The organism is Paenibacillus ehimensis NBRC 15659 (assembly GCF_004000785.1).
Taxonomy (GTDB): domain Bacteria; phylum Bacillota; class Bacilli; order Paenibacillales; family NBRC-103111; genus Paenibacillus_G; species Paenibacillus_G ehimensis.
Window position 1 is genome coordinate 22,801 of record NZ_BILX01000066.1, and the last position, 15,830, is coordinate 38,630.

15 protein-coding genes are annotated in these 15,830 nt (G+C 46.8%); 12 read left to right on the forward strand and 3 right to left on the reverse strand.

Annotated features, from left to right (window positions below; translation table 11 throughout):
• Positions 1-84: 84 nt before the first annotated feature.
• Positions 85-285 carry a sporulation histidine kinase inhibitor Sda gene (locus tag PEH01S_RS26895; protein WP_025845405.1) on the reverse strand — a complete coding sequence of 67 codons (201 nt, stop codon included), beginning with the start codon at positions 283-285 and terminating at the stop codon, positions 85-87.
• A 374-nt stretch (positions 286-659) separates the two neighbouring features.
• On the opposite strand from PEH01S_RS26895, the gene PEH01S_RS26900 reads away from it, so the two are divergent.
• From PEH01S_RS26900 to PEH01S_RS26935, 7 genes are all read left to right on the forward strand, one after another.
• On the forward strand, positions 660-1,022 hold the full coding sequence (locus PEH01S_RS26900; protein ID WP_127489158.1) for a hypothetical protein: 363 nt from the start codon (positions 660-662) through the stop codon (positions 1,020-1,022).
• A 129-nt stretch (positions 1,023-1,151) separates the two neighbouring features.
• The gene (locus PEH01S_RS26905; protein WP_127489160.1) at positions 1,152-1,925 is read left to right on the forward strand and encodes an RNA ligase family protein; all 774 of its coding nucleotides are present in this window, start codon (positions 1,152-1,154) and stop codon (positions 1,923-1,925) included.
• A gap of 15 nt (positions 1,926-1,940) precedes the next feature.
• Positions 1,941-2,525: a hypothetical protein gene (locus tag PEH01S_RS26910; protein ID WP_127489162.1), complete on the forward strand. Its 585-nt coding sequence runs from the start codon at positions 1,941-1,943 to the stop codon at positions 2,523-2,525.
• Positions 2,526-3,635: 1,110 nt separating this feature from the next.
• The gene (locus PEH01S_RS26920) at positions 3,636-4,043 is read left to right on the forward strand and encodes a hypothetical protein (protein ID WP_127489164.1); all 408 of its coding nucleotides are present in this window, start codon (positions 3,636-3,638) and stop codon (positions 4,041-4,043) included.
• Between the two features lie 72 nt (positions 4,044-4,115).
• The gene (locus PEH01S_RS26925) at positions 4,116-5,162 is read left to right on the forward strand and encodes an ABC transporter permease (protein WP_127489166.1); all 1,047 of its coding nucleotides are present in this window, start codon (positions 4,116-4,118) and stop codon (positions 5,160-5,162) included.
• Entirely contained in the window at positions 5,162-6,457 is a 1,296-nt protein-coding gene (locus tag PEH01S_RS26930) for an ABC transporter (protein WP_127489168.1), read from the forward strand. The genes PEH01S_RS26925 and PEH01S_RS26930 overlap by 1 nt, the downstream gene beginning before the upstream one ends.
• A gap of 5 nt (positions 6,458-6,462) precedes the next feature.
• Complete coding sequence (locus PEH01S_RS26935) at positions 6,463-7,146, forward strand: ABC transporter ATP-binding protein (RefSeq protein ID WP_127489170.1); 684 nt, start codon at positions 6,463-6,465, stop codon at positions 7,144-7,146.
• A 183-nt stretch (positions 7,147-7,329) separates the two neighbouring features.
• Here PEH01S_RS26935 and PEH01S_RS26940 read toward each other — a convergent pair whose 3' ends face one another.
• Positions 7,330-7,524: a hypothetical protein gene (locus PEH01S_RS26940; protein WP_127489172.1), complete on the reverse strand. Its 195-nt coding sequence runs from the start codon at positions 7,522-7,524 to the stop codon at positions 7,330-7,332.
• 1,153 nt (positions 7,525-8,677) lie between these two features.
• Between PEH01S_RS26940 and PEH01S_RS34800 the strand changes: the two genes are divergently transcribed.
• From PEH01S_RS34800 to PEH01S_RS26955, 3 genes are read left to right on the forward strand one after another with little or no spacing between them, the layout of a single operon-like run.
• The gene (locus tag PEH01S_RS34800) at positions 8,678-9,934 is read left to right on the forward strand and encodes a sensor histidine kinase (protein WP_164828051.1); all 1,257 of its coding nucleotides are present in this window, start codon (positions 8,678-8,680) and stop codon (positions 9,932-9,934) included.
• Positions 9,931-10,557, forward strand: a complete 627-nt coding sequence (locus tag PEH01S_RS26950) for a response regulator transcription factor (RefSeq protein WP_025845391.1) — start codon at positions 9,931-9,933, stop codon at positions 10,555-10,557. Before PEH01S_RS34800 ends, PEH01S_RS26950 begins: the two co-directional genes overlap by 4 nt.
• Before the next feature lie 33 nt (positions 10,558-10,590).
• On the forward strand, positions 10,591-11,508 hold the full coding sequence (locus PEH01S_RS26955; protein WP_161782207.1) for a polyprenyl synthetase family protein: 918 nt from the start codon (positions 10,591-10,593) through the stop codon (positions 11,506-11,508).
• A 192-nt stretch (positions 11,509-11,700) separates the two neighbouring features.
• Here the strand turns inward: PEH01S_RS26955 and PEH01S_RS26960 are convergent, their stop codons facing one another.
• Complete coding sequence (locus tag PEH01S_RS26960; protein ID WP_025845389.1) at positions 11,701-12,147, reverse strand: general stress protein; 447 nt, start codon at positions 12,145-12,147, stop codon at positions 11,701-11,703.
• A gap of 261 nt (positions 12,148-12,408) precedes the next feature.
• Between PEH01S_RS26960 and PEH01S_RS26965 the strand changes: the two genes are divergently transcribed.
• A complete protein-coding gene (locus tag PEH01S_RS26965; protein WP_025845388.1) occupies positions 12,409-13,566 on the forward strand; it encodes a PP2C family protein-serine/threonine phosphatase in 1,158 nt (385 codons plus the stop codon).
• 62 nt (positions 13,567-13,628) lie between these two features.
• On the forward strand, positions 13,629-15,830 hold a 2,202-nt coding region (locus PEH01S_RS26970), incomplete at its 3' end, for a histidine kinase dimerization/phospho-acceptor domain-containing protein (RefSeq protein ID WP_127489176.1).

Consider the following 15,830-nt stretch of genomic DNA (forward strand, 5'->3'; position numbering starts at 1 on the left):
AGCATGCCAAAAAGACTCCTAAGCTGCGCAAGTAGCAATCCACAGCGTAAGAGCCCGGAAAGATAGAAAAAGGAAGGCGAGGGTTCAATTCGCGTGGAACGCGTCTCCAGCCGCAGCCATACCCCATGGGGAGTGGGAGGCGGCCATCCACATTCGGCGGAAAGCGGGATCGTTTGAACGCCTATGGATTTCTTCTAGCAGCAGATCGATAAACTCGGGATCAAGCTGAAGGCGGACCGCATCCATGTAGCATTGAATGAGCCAATCGTGTTTGAGCGTGCGCATCGGTTATCCTCCATCCTTGGGATTCGTTGCTGATGTCATCCCAAATCCCTGATTAAAATTCCATAATTATACTAAAATTGTAGTATTCATGGTGCCAAATCGCATCACATTTTGTTGTTTCATGAATGCAAAAATTGTTGCATCATATCGAAATAGGGCGCAAATTGGCTTTTGGGAGAGGCAAACCGTTGGCTGGCTGGACACGGCCGCAGCAGGAACCGCCTCCGGATTCTGCGGACGTTCAGCCGTAGCATGTTCCGCCCTCCGGCCGCATATGTAATGATATAAGACAACCTGTCTTATAAAGGGGGGATACGGTGCTGCAGCGAATCATAAATATTGTTTGTCAGAAATCCGCATGGATTTCCATTGTTGTGTTACTGAACATCTTGCTGGCGCTGCTCGTTATGACAGACAGGAAGCCCGGATTTTCTTTTTTAACCGATGGGGCGATGAGCCTTTTGGGCAAGGTGGAAGTCGGGGGTGAACCGGCGATCGCGGCGGGGGCGTTCACCGCTTCCGGTTCCTCCGCAAACGGAGCCAAGCAATATTCTGTATTTACGCAGTGGAAATTAGCCGATCGTTATCAAGATGGAAGTTACTTGGTCGAAGCTTACCGGGAATACGAAATCTATAAAGATCGGAACGGCAAGACGGTCAAAACCGTGCCGACCGAAAACTTCAACTACATCCGCTATTGTCCCGGGTGCGAGGTGAAGGGGCTTCCTGCAGAGTGAAGCTTAAATCAAGAAACTCCAAGCTGAAAAAGCGAGCCTTGGCGCTCGCCTTTTTGTTTTATGTTGACGATAATCAAGAGGAACCTTATTATGGTAAAACATACGAGAGATTCAGGGGGATAACGATTTATGGACTTAAAGAAAATGAACTCTTTGACGAAATATCCGAGCATTCTTACCTATCATCAATTGGGGGAAAGAGGCCGCTTAACGAACGAATTATCGGAAGCAAAGGGGTTCTCCGGTTCCGGCGATGTTTTTGTTTACGAAAAGGTGGACGGAGAGAACGCAAGGATCATTTTGTTCAAAAACGGGAATGACATCGATTATCTCATCGGCTCCAGAGAAGAGCTGCTGTTTGCCAAGGGGGACAGGATAGGCAACCCCTACGGGAATATTGCCGAGTTTCTCCGGCCGTTGGCCGATAAATTAATTGACCGGATGTGTCCGGACGAGGATTGGGCATTGACGGTCATCTATCAGGAATCGTATGGAGGGAAGACGAAGGCGGCTAAAAACTACACGGAAACGAAGACGCAAGCGTACAAGGTGTTTGACGTGTTTTCACTGGATAAGAAGGAGCTGGAGCATCTCCTAACGCTGCCGCAAGAAAAAATCGCGGAATGGCGCGAGCATGGAAAGCAGCCTTTTTATCATGAAGCCGCGAAGCTCGATTTTGTTCAAACGATGGAGCTGGAGTACGCGCCGCTGTTGACCAGCGTTAAAGGTGCTGCTTTTCCGCAATCGTTGGAAGAGACATTTTCCTTTTTGAAGCAATTTGAACAAACCCAAGTCGGGATCGATGCCAAAGGCAAGTCCGAAGGCATTATCGTTCGCACCGCGGACCGCAAGCTGATTAGAAAAATCCGCTTTGAAGATTACGAAAGAACGTTTAGAAAGTGAGCGGCGCGCACCCCTATGTCCGAACAGATTCCGGATTATGTCAAATACAACAAGGAAAACAACACGAAGTACAGCAAGAAAAAACGCTATGAGCTTGCGGCTGTCGAGAAGGACTGGCCGTTTACTCCCGAAACATACGGGTACCATCCTATGGATCGTTTTACAGCATGCTGGAGAGGCTTTTATGCTCTCTATGAAATGGATGACCGGCAGCTTGTTCTCCATTCTTTTTTTGTAACCCTGGATGGTTCGGTAGATCGCCCTCCGGATTTGCATGGCGTTTCGGGAAAGAAGGGCTACGGCGGTTTTTGGGAATACAAGCAGGTGAATCTGCCCCTCGGTTATTCGGGAGGCCTTATTTTATGCGCTGACCGCGTAGGTCCCGATGAGTGGTTTAGCGATTATGAGTGTACGCATCATTTCCGGGATGTTCTTGAGTTGCGGTTTGAAGATGGCATTCTGACAAGTAAAATAGATCATAGCGACACGATGGAAGAGATTAGAGGCTTTACGGATTTAAGCTTCCAGGAGAAAGAAGAGTTGGTGACGGCCTATTTTTCGTTGTACTCGAACAAGTGGATAAATTATTACAAACTATAAGACGGAAGATCGGCCCTGTCGCAAATGATGCGAATAAGGGACGATCTTTTTTGTGTTGAGCTGAGGCTCAATCTGTATCGTGATTTCACTTTTTATGATTCTGTCTTTTTTATCCCCGTCGATCTTAAAATCCGCCGTTACCCCAATCGTATATTTTCCCGGGGGCAGCAGCCATGGCCGCTCTTTCTCAAAAAATTTCTTAGTGTCGAGCTCTCCGCATAGCAAAGCTGGACGTGTTTCGGCGAGCAACCGGAGTGACGTTGACCTTCTTGGTTCGTTAGTTCGCGGACAAACAGCATAGAAATCGCTCCCGCTATTTACTTCATCGGGAGGGCCTAAATATCCTTTACATTTTCAGGTTTATATTCGCTGATGGGACACTAGGAAATCTACAGTTAAATTCTTTATTAATCAAATGCAATATATTTTCTTTTTTGGCCGTTCAATAGTGAGAGTAGGTATTAAGAGCCCTAAATTAAAAACACGGAGGGATCGGATTTCGGTTTTCCTGAGTACACATCACGTTTCATGCCGCCACCGTTTTCTTCAAGCGGGTTAATTTCCGCGAGTGTCAGCCCTCCGAAGCCTTAAACAAATAGGCAGTCATTGATCGTGACGAGTATTTGCAACAGGAGGAAATTGTAAAAGGTCAAGACCAGTCGCTAGAATTTAAAAAGGAAAAAATTTTAATACAAATAAAAAAATGGTCCAATGGTCTTATTTATATTTTTTTACAAATATTGTATTCTACGAATGTAATATAAACAATACGCATCAAAAAGCCACCGAAAAAGAGTCGAAACTATTTTACTCTATTTAGTTTATTTTGATAAAAAAATGTAATTACAAAGTAGATTGAACTATTGAGTCTTTTATTTGTGAATAACCCCAACTTAAAACATAAGATTGAAAAGTTGTCGGGCGGAAAAATTCAACGAGAAGGCATCATTCATTCGTTTTTTAGTCAAGGAGTGAATAATCCAATTATCAGCGACAGTAAGTGTAGAGTTTGGATTGATCAAAATATCTTGATTTGATTAGCTGGCCAGCTTTCAAATAAAATACTAGGCTTGAGCCTTAGTAATTTTTGTAAAATAGGGAGGTATAAATGTGACTAACAAGATAACTAAAGCTTTAGCGGTCATGGTAGCGTTCGGTGCAATCTCGACTTCTGCATTTGCAAACTCCAACGCTGTTGGAGGAGGATGGGAACAAGGTAAGGGTTATTTCTACAATGATGCTCACCCTTCCTCTTCCTTCTCAACATCTGAAGTAAAGGAGTATCCAAGTTCACACGAAGGAAAAGTGGAGTATAACCCAAATGATATGGATTTGGTTCGTGCTGTAGGACATACTATCTGGAAAGGTAAGTGGCACTACACGAGAGCGCAACTCACTTATGTTGGATTCGTAAGGGTTGATAGCGGTAGGCAATGGGGCAATGACGAAACTCATGCAGAAACCGATTGGGGATCGTGGTTATATTCAGGTAAGACATTTTGGGGTAATGAAGAATAATCATCATTAAGTGAAAAAAGTGAAATTGCCAGAAGTGGCAATTTCTCTTTTTTATGAAGGGTCGCGAACAAAATGAATCTTATTATGAAGAAACTTCAAAAAAGTGAAGCACTTTGGATTGTTATTCTTTATTTTTTACTAAGTGTTATTATCGTATCTGTCAGTTATTATAACGCCAAACAATCGGAACTCAATGTATTGTCCAGGGGACTGTACAATCAAAACAGTTTAGCTTTTATGCTAGATAACGTTAATATTAAAGGAGTGGATTGGACTAAGCTTCGTTCATCAAAACCATTTACTTTGTTTAAAGAACTTGAAACCGGACAATTTCATGTACGTGCCGTCTACTTTACGGGAGAAACGTACACTCCGCCAATCGTCTCAGGAAGATATTTTCAGGAACATGATTTTGTTAATGATCACAGATACGCTGTCGTTGGGAAAGAAATGGATCGTTCAAAATTGATATCGCAAAATGGAAAATCATATTTTCCTTACCACGGCAAAAACTTCGAAATCATAGGTACGATGGGGGCTTCCTATCCCTCACTTATTGATACTACGGTCCTCTTAAATTTGAATGCCGTTGATTCTTCAGAAGCTTTGCCGTCCAGTATCTATGTATTAAATACTCAAGACAGCTCGATTATAAAAAACAATTCTTTGCTGGTAGAAAACACAAAAATTAATGTTCAAATGTTAGATCGAGGGGATAGCGGTGCGCAGAAGTATCTCGGTACAGACATTTACCGTAAAATAATGATGTATACAGTGATCGGCTTATTAATTAGTTCAAGTATTTTATTTACGATTCATTGGATGAACAAAAAAAAGCAGGAGATTCGTTTACTTTGGATTGGGGGGATTAGCCCTAATATCCCGCTCAGAAAATATGCGTCTCAGTATTATGTGATTACGTTCCTATGCTATTTACTTGTTTGCACAGGCAGTTACTTGATTATCCAATGTTTCAACCATTCAACGGAAACGATAAAATTATTTTTAGGTTATTTACCGGTTGGCTACGGCCTTGTTCTTCTATCATCGTATTGTTCTATACTGATTACTGTAAAAAATACGAATAGAGCTTTAGTTCGGGAAGGAATCAAACGTTAATGAATATGATTCTTGAAGAAGTCATAGAAAGTATAAACAAGAAAAGACTCGTATCCGTGCTAATTTTTTTTCAGGTTTTAATCTTATTTTTCATATTGACCGTGATATTCTTGAATTACAATCAAATCGATTCAAAATCAAAAAAAGCTGAATATTTGGAGAATTTTTCAGCTTATAAATTATCGGACACGATATTTGATAGCGATGAATTAAAAAAACTAATGAAGCAACCCGATTTTTTGACAAAAATTAAAATTTTTTATGGGAATTTAGAGAATAGTCTGGATGAAAAATATATTTATATTTTCAACCAATCTGTTGCGCTGTTGAATTTTGGGGAAGACAATAAAAGAAAATTTACTTACGGATACGAGAGTGGAGTGGCGACAAAGGGTTCGTTTTATGAAAAACAGGACGGGCCTTATTATTCGATTAAGGCGTTGCAAATGAATAAACAGGCGTTTGATCATTTTGGAATCGATGTGATTGAGGGCGAGCCCTTATCTTCGCAAGATTTCGAAAACAAGAACAATAACGATAACGTCCCCGTACTATTGGGTTCGGAATATAGAGGTTTGTATAAAGTGGGCGATACTTTGAAAGGGAGGTATTTGTTTAAAAAGTTTACCTTTTCTGTCAAAGGGTTTGTCGATAAAAGCACGATGGTATTTAACTCGAATAACCGGGAACTCTATTTGGATCGATATATTATCATGCCGGCTCAACAGTTTAATGGCGCTCCCAGTAATAAGGAAGAGTTCAGTTTCCAACAAAAACATTATCTTCAACTCATTAATGGGGAGATTTTTAGTTCAGAGAATGAGTATATGGTAAGGAACAAGTTGGAACAAGTAAAAGACCGATCGCAATTTTATGATATTCAATTATTAGGCGCCAATAGTTTGCCGTTAAACTTGATTTTTTCGGCTATTCAAGAAAACGTATGGCTTCTTGGCTTGGTTGCTACTTCTATATTCTTTGTTTGCATTATAAGCATTTCGATGATAATGGTAGCGAAGTTAAATGAAAACGTGAAAAATTTATCTATCCATCTTATTTCAGGAGCGACGTTAAATCATATATTTTCCTATTTCTTAGCGGAGATTGCATGTATGGTCGCTGTCCCCGGTTTAGTTTCTGCTTTCCTGTATAAGGTCATTATTGATGTTAATATGGGTAGCTATCTTATTTTTTTACTTTTCAGTATGTGTACTATCTTTTTATTGTGTGTAGTTCCTTTCCATTTTAAATTTAAACAACTTCAAATCAGTATGTTTCTTAAAAGAACGGAGTGAGAAGGATGATTACGATTAGTAATCTTCGTAAATCGTATATGGTCGGCGGAAAACGAGTTGAAGTACTAAAAGGAATGGACTTCAACATAGAAGAAGGAGCCATGGTTGCCATTATGGGGAGAAGTGGTTCCGGGAAATCTACGCTATTGAATATCATAGCCGGGTTGGATAAAGGCGATAACGGTGAATACTTATATAGAGGTCAAAATTTAAGCAATAAAACTTTGAATGAATTAGCTAATTTCAGAAGGGACAAAATAGGATTTATTTTACAAAACTATGCATTATGTGACACTAAAAACGTATTCGATAATATCGCGCTTCCTTTAAAGTATAGGAAATACTCCGAATCAAAAATACAGGCACAGGTTAAAGGTGTGTTGGAAGAATTGGAGATGACGGAGGTCATTGATAAATCGATAGACATGTTATCCGGAGGAGAGATGCAGCGGGTAGCGATAGCAAGAGCAATTGTTCAAAACCCTGAAATCATTTTGGCTGATGAGCCTACCGGCTCATTGGATGAAAAAACGGAGGAAGGAATTTTGAACATTTTTAGGCAGCTTAACAAACAAGGGAAGACTATAATTATAGTAACTCATGATCAACAAGTAGCTAATATTTGCGATGAAACGATTTATATTAAGGATGGTAGATGTTTCGCCCCCCAAATCATCTCATCTTGCTGAGTTAATACATTAAAAGGTATTAGGCTCTACTATCCATTGTTCTACGTACTTTGACTCGAACCATATTTTGCTGTATTTTATTGCCGAATTTTATCGAAATAGCCGCCAAACTGAAAAAGAGATTGTATACTAGGAAAGACCTAATATACAATCTCTTATTGATTTGGTAAAATAATACTAGAATCAATCCCATTTAGAGAGGGGATCTTTTGGCTGTTTGAATTTATCAGCTTGGCCGAATGCTTCAATAACTGCAAGAGATTCGGCGCTAGATAAAAATGAACTTTTTAAGGAAGGGTTTACATTTTTTCGGAAATCGACACCTTTCAACATGTGAACGACATGATGCAACTGCGGCGTTACCCGAATGGTTAGCATGTGTAGGATATCCCCTTTTATGAGACGATTTTACTAGAAACAGTATACCAAGAAAGTTTAATAAAAGTAAGCATTTAGGGAGAACTTTATGGAAAAAAAGGGTATAATATTGCTGCTTCTGTCGATTTTTGTCGCTGCGCAAGCTTGGTGTTCTTATATTATGTTCAAATATCCTTATACTGGAATTTACCTAACATTAAATCAACAGAATCAGTGGGAAATTAAAGAATTAGATAATGATAGTGCGAGTTTTTATCTTGACTTAAAAGTAGGGGATATCATCAAGCAAGTTGATGGTAAATCTCCTGATGAGAATCCGATGATTTACAAATGGAGGACAATAGAGCAGGCTCGTGAATTGTTAATATCAAGAGATGGACTTGAGAAGAAAATTATAATTTATTCTAAGAGTGAGCTATCTCAAGATATAATTCCATTATTTGAAGGATTGTTGTGTTTATTTTTGGCTGGTTTATTGTATATGAGAATACGTCACTCCTCATCAGCGCAGTTACTTGCAGTTGTTTTTTTAACTTGTGGCATTATTTACATAAGTCAAGGCGCGTCAATTAGAGGGGATGTTGTTGGGAAGATATTAATCACTAGTTTAGTGATGGCACTACCTTTTGTTTTTTTTCATTTTCTAGTTGTTTTTTTCAAGGAAAAAGGAAATATACAGCTCCCCAAAAAGGTATTAAAATATTTATACTCTATTGCTGTGATAGGGTTTGGAATAAGACTTTTTACGTTGTATCCTCCCACGGCTTATATGATTCACCGTTATAATGCTACGGTGACATTGTCTTTTTTCATCGTGGGATTTTTGTTCAATATAAGTGTTTTAACATTCATTTATTTCAAAATTCGCAAAGAAAAATCTTATTTGTCAAGTATTGTTAGAAGCGTGTGGTTCTCGCTTTTTTTATCATTTTTACCGGCAATCTGTTTCTCATTTCTTCCTAAACTCATTACCGGACAACGAATTATTAATGTCCTCTATACAAACTGGTTTATCTTGCTTTTCCCGATTTCGTTTGCCTACTTGATTGCTTCGAACCAGTTATACGATATAGGTCTGGTGCTTCGCCGTTTTGCTTTTGCTGTGATGCTTGCGATCATACCGTCTGCCCTTTTTACAGGAAGCTACGCTTTCTTGTTTCAAGATTTAGTAGAAGCAAGAGAAATTCTATTCATCTTTTTCGGTTCCATCATCATGCTATCTTCTGTCATGTACTCGGCCGAATATTTCACAACGAGACTGGAACGATTCCTGTTCCCAAGGAAGTACGTGCTTCAGACGGCGCTGAAGAAAATTGCCAAAAGTCTGGGAGCCATCTCCAGCTTCCGCGATCTGAAGGAAATTGTCCTCGTGGACATCGTCAACACCCTCCAGGTAAGAGGCGGCGCGATCGTGTTCCAGTACGAGAACGATACCGAGATCATCGACGAAGGGGAGATCGATACGGCGGAGATCAAGGAAATGATCCGCTCATCGACTTGGTCCCAGCATCCGATATATACCTGTATCGAGATTAACCGTCATGAAGAATACGCCAGCTACCTCGTCATTACGAGCAACAAAGCGAATACTTTGCTGGGCAAGGAAGAGGTTCAATGGCTTCACTTGATTACTTCCTACTTGGAAGTCAGTCTGGAGAATGTCCATTTGATCCGCAAGCTGACCGCGAAGATGCAGCTGCTGGCGGCGCAATTGCCCGACGAGCAGTCGGCGCAGGACATTCAATGGTTCCGCAAAATCATGTTCGAGCTGCAGGAAGAAGAACGGCTCCGGATTGCCGCCGATCTTCACGATACGACGATGCAGGATTTGTTTTTCCTCAAGCGCAGATTTGTGTCGCTGCTGGACAAGTACGCGATGAACAAGGAAGACAAGGAGCATTTGAACAACATTATCAATTTTGTAGAAATGATCAACAACAGCCTGCGGCAAAGCTGCTTCGAATTGAATCCGTTCCTGCTGAAGGAGATCGGGCTGATCGAAACCGTACGGACGTACCTGGACAAGGAAGCGTACCATACGCCGTTCGAGATCGAGTTCAAGGAGGAGGGCGCTTCCGTTATCGAGTCGAAGGATTTGACGACGAAAAGGCATATTTTCCGCATTATTCAAGAGCTGCTTAACAATGCGAAGAAGCATTCGCAGGCTTCGAAAGTATCTTTTGCCATGACAGTGAAGGATCACAGGTTCTGCCTGACTTATGAAGACGACGGCGTTGGGTTTGACAGCACGCAAGTACCTCGCATGGAGATTGGAACATCTGGGATGGGAGTGGAGCAAATGAGAGGTCGTATCTTGCATTTGAATGGAAAGCTGGAATGCGATACGCGGCAAGGCGCCGGCGTGAAATTCGTGATTACGATTCCGGTCCGGGAGGTGATGTCCGTATGAACGAAACGGTCAAAGCTCTCGTGATCGATGATCATCCTCTCGTTGCCCATGCGACGAAGGAATTATTGGAAGACACGGATTGCATTGAAGTCGTCGGGATTGCCAGCAGCGCCGAGGAAGGCCTGGAGCAGATCAAGAAGCACCAGCCGGGGCTCGTATTTTTGGATTACCAGCTTCCCGATCAATCGGGGACCGAGGTCGCGGCGCAGATCAAGAAGGAATATCCGCACATTCATATTGTGATTTTTACCGGGCACGATTTGACGGGGGCGTTGAACCGGCTCATCGAGCTAAAGGTTAGCGGCGTGCTTTCGAAGGAATCCAGCATAAGAACGATCAAGAACATGGTGAACTGCATTCTGGACAACCATACGATGCTGCCGCTGTCGCTGTATCACCAGATTCAATTGAGCGGGTCGCCTTCGTATGAGGAATTGAACGAAGAAGAAGTGATGATGATGGGCATGCTCGTCAAGGGAGCCACGCACGATCAGATTGCGGATCATATCCACATGAGCAAACGTACCGTCGATAATTACCTGCGCCGAATCTACGACAAGCTGGGCGCGAAGTCGCGTATGGAAGCGATGGAGAAATTCATTAAGAGCAGGCATTATACATAGTCACTTTATATGACAACCAGGGGGACGGGCGGTTTGGATCGGGAGACAGTAGAGCACATGTACCGGATGGTAGACGACCATGTGAGCGCGGAGGATCTCAAGGCTTTGCTCAAAGCGTTCATCGAGGAGAAGGCACAGGAACAAGGGTCGTGGTCGAGCATTACGCGCTGCACCCATGACATGCTGGGGGGAGCTTCACCGCATATCGACCGATTGGCCGCGGCGACGGAATTGATTCTTCTCTGCTTCGATATCGTCGACGACCTGCAGGATCAGGATCACGAGAGCAAGCCATGGATGCAGTGTCCGCCGGCGGTTGCGTTAAATGCGGTGCTCGTCCTGCTGACGGGATTCATCGGAGAGCTCGGCCAATGCGGAGTGAACGGGCGTTCCCTTTATGAGATCAGCAAGATGCTCACCCGATCGGTCAACGGACAGCACAAGGACGTCACGAATCAGGTGGTATCCGAGGTTGATGATTATCTGACGATGATTCAGGAGAAGTCCGGGTCCTTGTTCCGGTTCGCTTGTCTGATGGGGTACTGTCTGACGGATTGCAGCGAAGAGACGATGGAGCGGATCGACGATCTGGCGGATTGTGTCGGGATGATACACCAGATCCAGAACGATCTGAAGGACTTCGCCCAATTCGACGTGAAGAGCGATCTGCTGCTTCGCAAGCGGACGCTGCCTGCGCTGTATCTGCTCAATGTGGACAGCGAAGCGTTTCGTCCGGTGAAGGAGTATTATGAAGGAAAAATCACCGCGGACGTTCTTGTGCGGGATAAAGAGCAGTATATGCGGCTGATTGTGGATTCCGGCTGCATCGAATATACCAAGATCGTGCAGTCCGTATGCGTTCAAAAAGCAGAGGAGCTATGGACCGATCTCCAGGTCCCGTCCCCGTGGAAAGAAAAGTTCCGGGAGCTCACGTATGCCGCTTTTGTCTAGCCGCCGGAGCTTTGCACTTCGACCAAAAAAGAAAAGAAGCACCTTGAGACCCGCAAAAGGATCGAGGTGCTTTTTGGCTTTGGCGCAAACCCTGCCGCAGCGCTCAGCGAATCGGTACTGCGCCCGTCGGTCCCGGGCAAGGGCGGCCTGCCTCAAGCGGGGGGAGCTTTAGGCCCGCCGTATCTGCCGGCACTACACGGTGCCGCCCGGACCCGACATGTATACGCCGCCCATCGGAGGAATCGCCACGTCCTCGGGGTGCTCGCGGCGGCGGGCTAAGTCTTCGTCCGTCCGCTCGAAGGTGCGGGTATCGTCCTCGTACCAGACGAGCACCATGATACGCCCCTTGTCCAGCTCCTTCTCGTATCGTTCCGCCTCCAGCGCGGAGATGCCGAGCGATTCCATCTTCGCCCGAAGCTGATCGCCGCGGGAACGGAACAGGTTGGCGAAAGCAGTCGCCATCCCTTCCTCCATCACGCCGATCGTATTCGTATCGGTCAGGCGGCTGAGCCCTTCGGTCCGGTCGTCGTCATGCGCCAGCACATAAATTTCATTTAGGGAATGGCCTTCCTCACGAAAGCCCCGAATGGCGCGGATGGCGTACTCTTCACCTTCGACCAGCTTTACTTTTGTTCTCATGAGTCGTCCCTCCTCGAATCGGTTCAGATCATGCGTCGGAGACCTTTGCCGGGCATGTCTGCCATAGAGTTGGCCAGCCGTCCGGATCGGTCCGGCTTATGCTTCATTAACCCGGATTTTTCATGCCGAAACAATCCCCGGGCTGATTCAAACGTTCCGTATTCGGTTAATTAACCTTTAAAAAAAGCTATAATGGTAAGACCGGACCTGTACCAATTGGGGTCAAAGGATGCACATGGACAAGGGAGAGACGAACAAGGTATGAACATTGCCATCGTGGACGATAACCCGGTCAATCTCATGGTGATCGAAAAAATATTGAAAAGCGCAGGATACGATTCGTTCTGGAAAGCCGCCTCGGCGGTGGAATTGATGCAGCGGCTCGCCGAGTATGCGGACGGGGGTAAGGTGCCGGTCGACTTGATCCTGATGGATATGATGATGCCGGAGATGGACGGGATCGAGGCGTGCCGCCGTATTCAGCAGGATGAGCGTTTGAAGGATATCCCGGTGATTATTGTGACGGCGCTCGGCGATTCCAACAAGCTGGCGGAGGCGATGGAAGCCGGGGCGATGGATTACGTGATGAAGCCGGTGAACAAAATCGAGCTGATCGCGCGGATTCGTTCGGCGCTGCGCCTCAAATACGAGAAGGATTGGCACAAGGAGAATGATGCCCGGATCCGCGAGGAGCTGGAGCTGGCCAGACAAGTGCAGGGCAGCGTGCTTAGCCCGCCCCTGAAGAAGGACCGGCTGGAAATCAGTGCAGCCTATTACCCGTCGTTCGAGCTGGCGGGTGATTTTTACGCATGGTACCGGATTGACGAGGACCGGCACGGCGTCATTATTCTGGACATTATGGGCCACGGCATTTCGTCTTCGCTGGTGTGCATGTTCATCTCCTCGGTCATGCAGGACACGATTACGCGCTTCGTCTCGCCGGAATTCGTCGTGACGGAGCTGAACCGGTACATGAATCAGCTTAATCATAAAAATCCGTCGGTCAGCTATTATTTTACGGCGATTTATTTGCTGATCGATACCCAGACCAAGACGATTGAATACGTGAACGCGGGTCATCCGCCCGGTTTTCTTTTTGAACAGGGTAAAGCGCCGGTGGCCCTCAATCAGGGAAGCTGCGCCGTCGGTTTTTTCGACCAGATGGAGATTACGAAGAGCATCTTCACGTACGAGCAGCCGATCCGCATCGCCTTGTATACGGATGGGCTGCTGGAGGCGCTGCCGCTGCCGGAGGCTTACCCGGAGGACGCGGCGGAATCGGATCTGCTGGCGCTGCGTCTGCAAAGCTGCATTCATCAGGCGCCCAGCCCCGAATGCCTCGTTGACACCCTGCTGCCGCAGGATGTGAGGGAGGCGCAGAGCGACGATATTTGCATGGTGCTGATCACCGCTACGTAGAGGACGGTCAGGCCTAAGGAACATACGAAGAGAGAGAAAGGGACGGGAGAGGGAATGAACTGATGAACATGAAGATCAAGCTGTTTATGGGATTCGGCATCCTGCTGGTGTTGATTTTTGCTTTGGCGGGCGTCGGCATGAACCGGCTGACGGGCACGGATTCCAGTATTAAGGAAATTTATGAGAATCGGTACCAGAAGGTGCGGATCAGCACGCAGGTGCGCAACGACGCGGCGGAGCTGGCCAAGGGCATCGTGAATTTGCTGTTGATCGACACGGACGACAGCGACAAGAAAAATGCCGAGGCCGTCAAGACGCTTAGCGGCAAGGTCATGCAGGGCCTTCAGCAGATTGACACGTTTTCCAAGGAAGGGAAGGAGCGGGAGCTGGCCGACGAGGTTCTGCTGCACGGCAACCGTTTCTTGGACTATAAGGATCAGGTCGTCCGTCTGAACCAAAGCGGAAGACAAGCGGAGGCCAACGCGCTTCGCACGAGCGTGGGGATTGAGCTGCAGGATAAATTTACGCACAGCATGGGCAATTTGACGAATTACCATGATGAGGCGATGGATGCGGCGATCTCGCAGGCGCTGAATGACAATCAACAGACGTTGACCTATACCGGGCTGCTGACGCTGGCCGGCCTGCTGCTCAGCGTGGGGATTATGCTGTGGATCTTGCTTGGGTTTACCCGGGGGCTGAGCGTCCTCTCGGCGATGCTTAAAAGTTTTGCGAGCGGAAAATGGGGGGACATGGCTTACCGGGTGCCGATTACGTCCAATGACGAATTCGGCAAGCTTGCGGATGTGTTCAACCGGCTGGCGGACGATCTGGAGCAGGCAACGGCAAGCGAGCGGGCGCTGCATCGAATGAATGAAGACACGCTATGGCTGCAAACTCAGATCGCGCACATGTATGCGATGCTGGAGGATTCGCGGAAGGTCGAAGAGATGGCGCAAACGTTCATTGGAGAGCTGGCCCGGATCGTCGGCGCGCAGGACGGGGCGTTCTATGTGCTGAAGCAAACGGCATCGGGCACCAAGCTGGTGCTTGCCGGCACGTACGCCCGTTCGGAAAGCACGGCCGCTGCCGAGCTGCCGCTCGGAGAAGGGCTTGTCGGGCAGTGCGCGAAGGACGGCAAGCCGATCATGATTGAAGGCGTTGGCGGGGACTACGGCGGAATCCGCTCGGCCTTCGGCGAGCTGGAGCCGCTGACCCTGACGGTACAGCCGGTCGAATACGACGACGAAGTGATCGCGGTGTTCGAGCTGGTGTCGCTTAAGACGTTCTCGGAGCTGGAGCAGAAGCTGATCAAGCAAACGAGCGAGAACCTGGGCGTGACGTTGAGCGCCTTGATGGGACGCCTGAGGATCGAGGAGCTGCTGCGAATTCATCAGGCGCTGACCGACGAATTGCAGACCCAGTCGGAAGAGCTGCTGTCCCAGCAGGATGAGCTTAAGGCTTCCAACGAGAAGCTTGAGGAGCAGACGCGGGCGCTGCGGGCGTCGGAGGAGCAACTGCAGCGGCAGCAGGAGGAGCTGGAGCAGAGCAACGAGGCCTTGCTCCGCAAGACCGCGGAGCTGGAAGAGCAGGTCCGCGAGACGGAGGAGGTCAACCGTCAGATTGAGCTGGCCAAGGAGAAGCTGGAGAAGCAGACGCTGGAGCTGGCGCTCGCCTCCAGATACAAATCGGAATTTCTGGCGAACATGTCGCACGAGCTGCGGACGCCGCTTAACAGCTTGTTGATTCTTTCCCAGCTGCTGAAGGAAAACAAGGAGCGCAACTTGACGGGCAAGCAGGTGGAGTACGCCGAGACGATCTACTCGTCCGGCTGCGACTTGCTTAAGCTGATCGACGATGTGCTGGACTTGGCCAAGGTCGAATCCGGCCGGATGGAGCTGCATGAGGAGACCGTCTGCCTGCAGGAGACGGCCGAGTCGATGCGAAAAACGTTCGGACCGCTGGCCCGGTCCAAAGGGCTGTCCTTCGAGGTGGATTTCGGCGGCGAGACGCCGGGACAGATTCAAACGGACAGCGGGCGGCTGAAGCAAATTTTAAAAAATTTGCTGTCCAACGCCTTCAAGTTCACGCATGCCGGAAGCGTCCGCCTCACGATCCGGCAGCTCGCGGAGCCGAGACCGATGGTGGCCTTCGAGGTCGAGGATACGGGAATCGGGATTTCCCCGGATAAGCAGCAGCTGATCTTCGAGGCGTTCCAGCAGGCGGACGGCACGACGAGCCGCAAGTACGGCGGGACGGGGCTC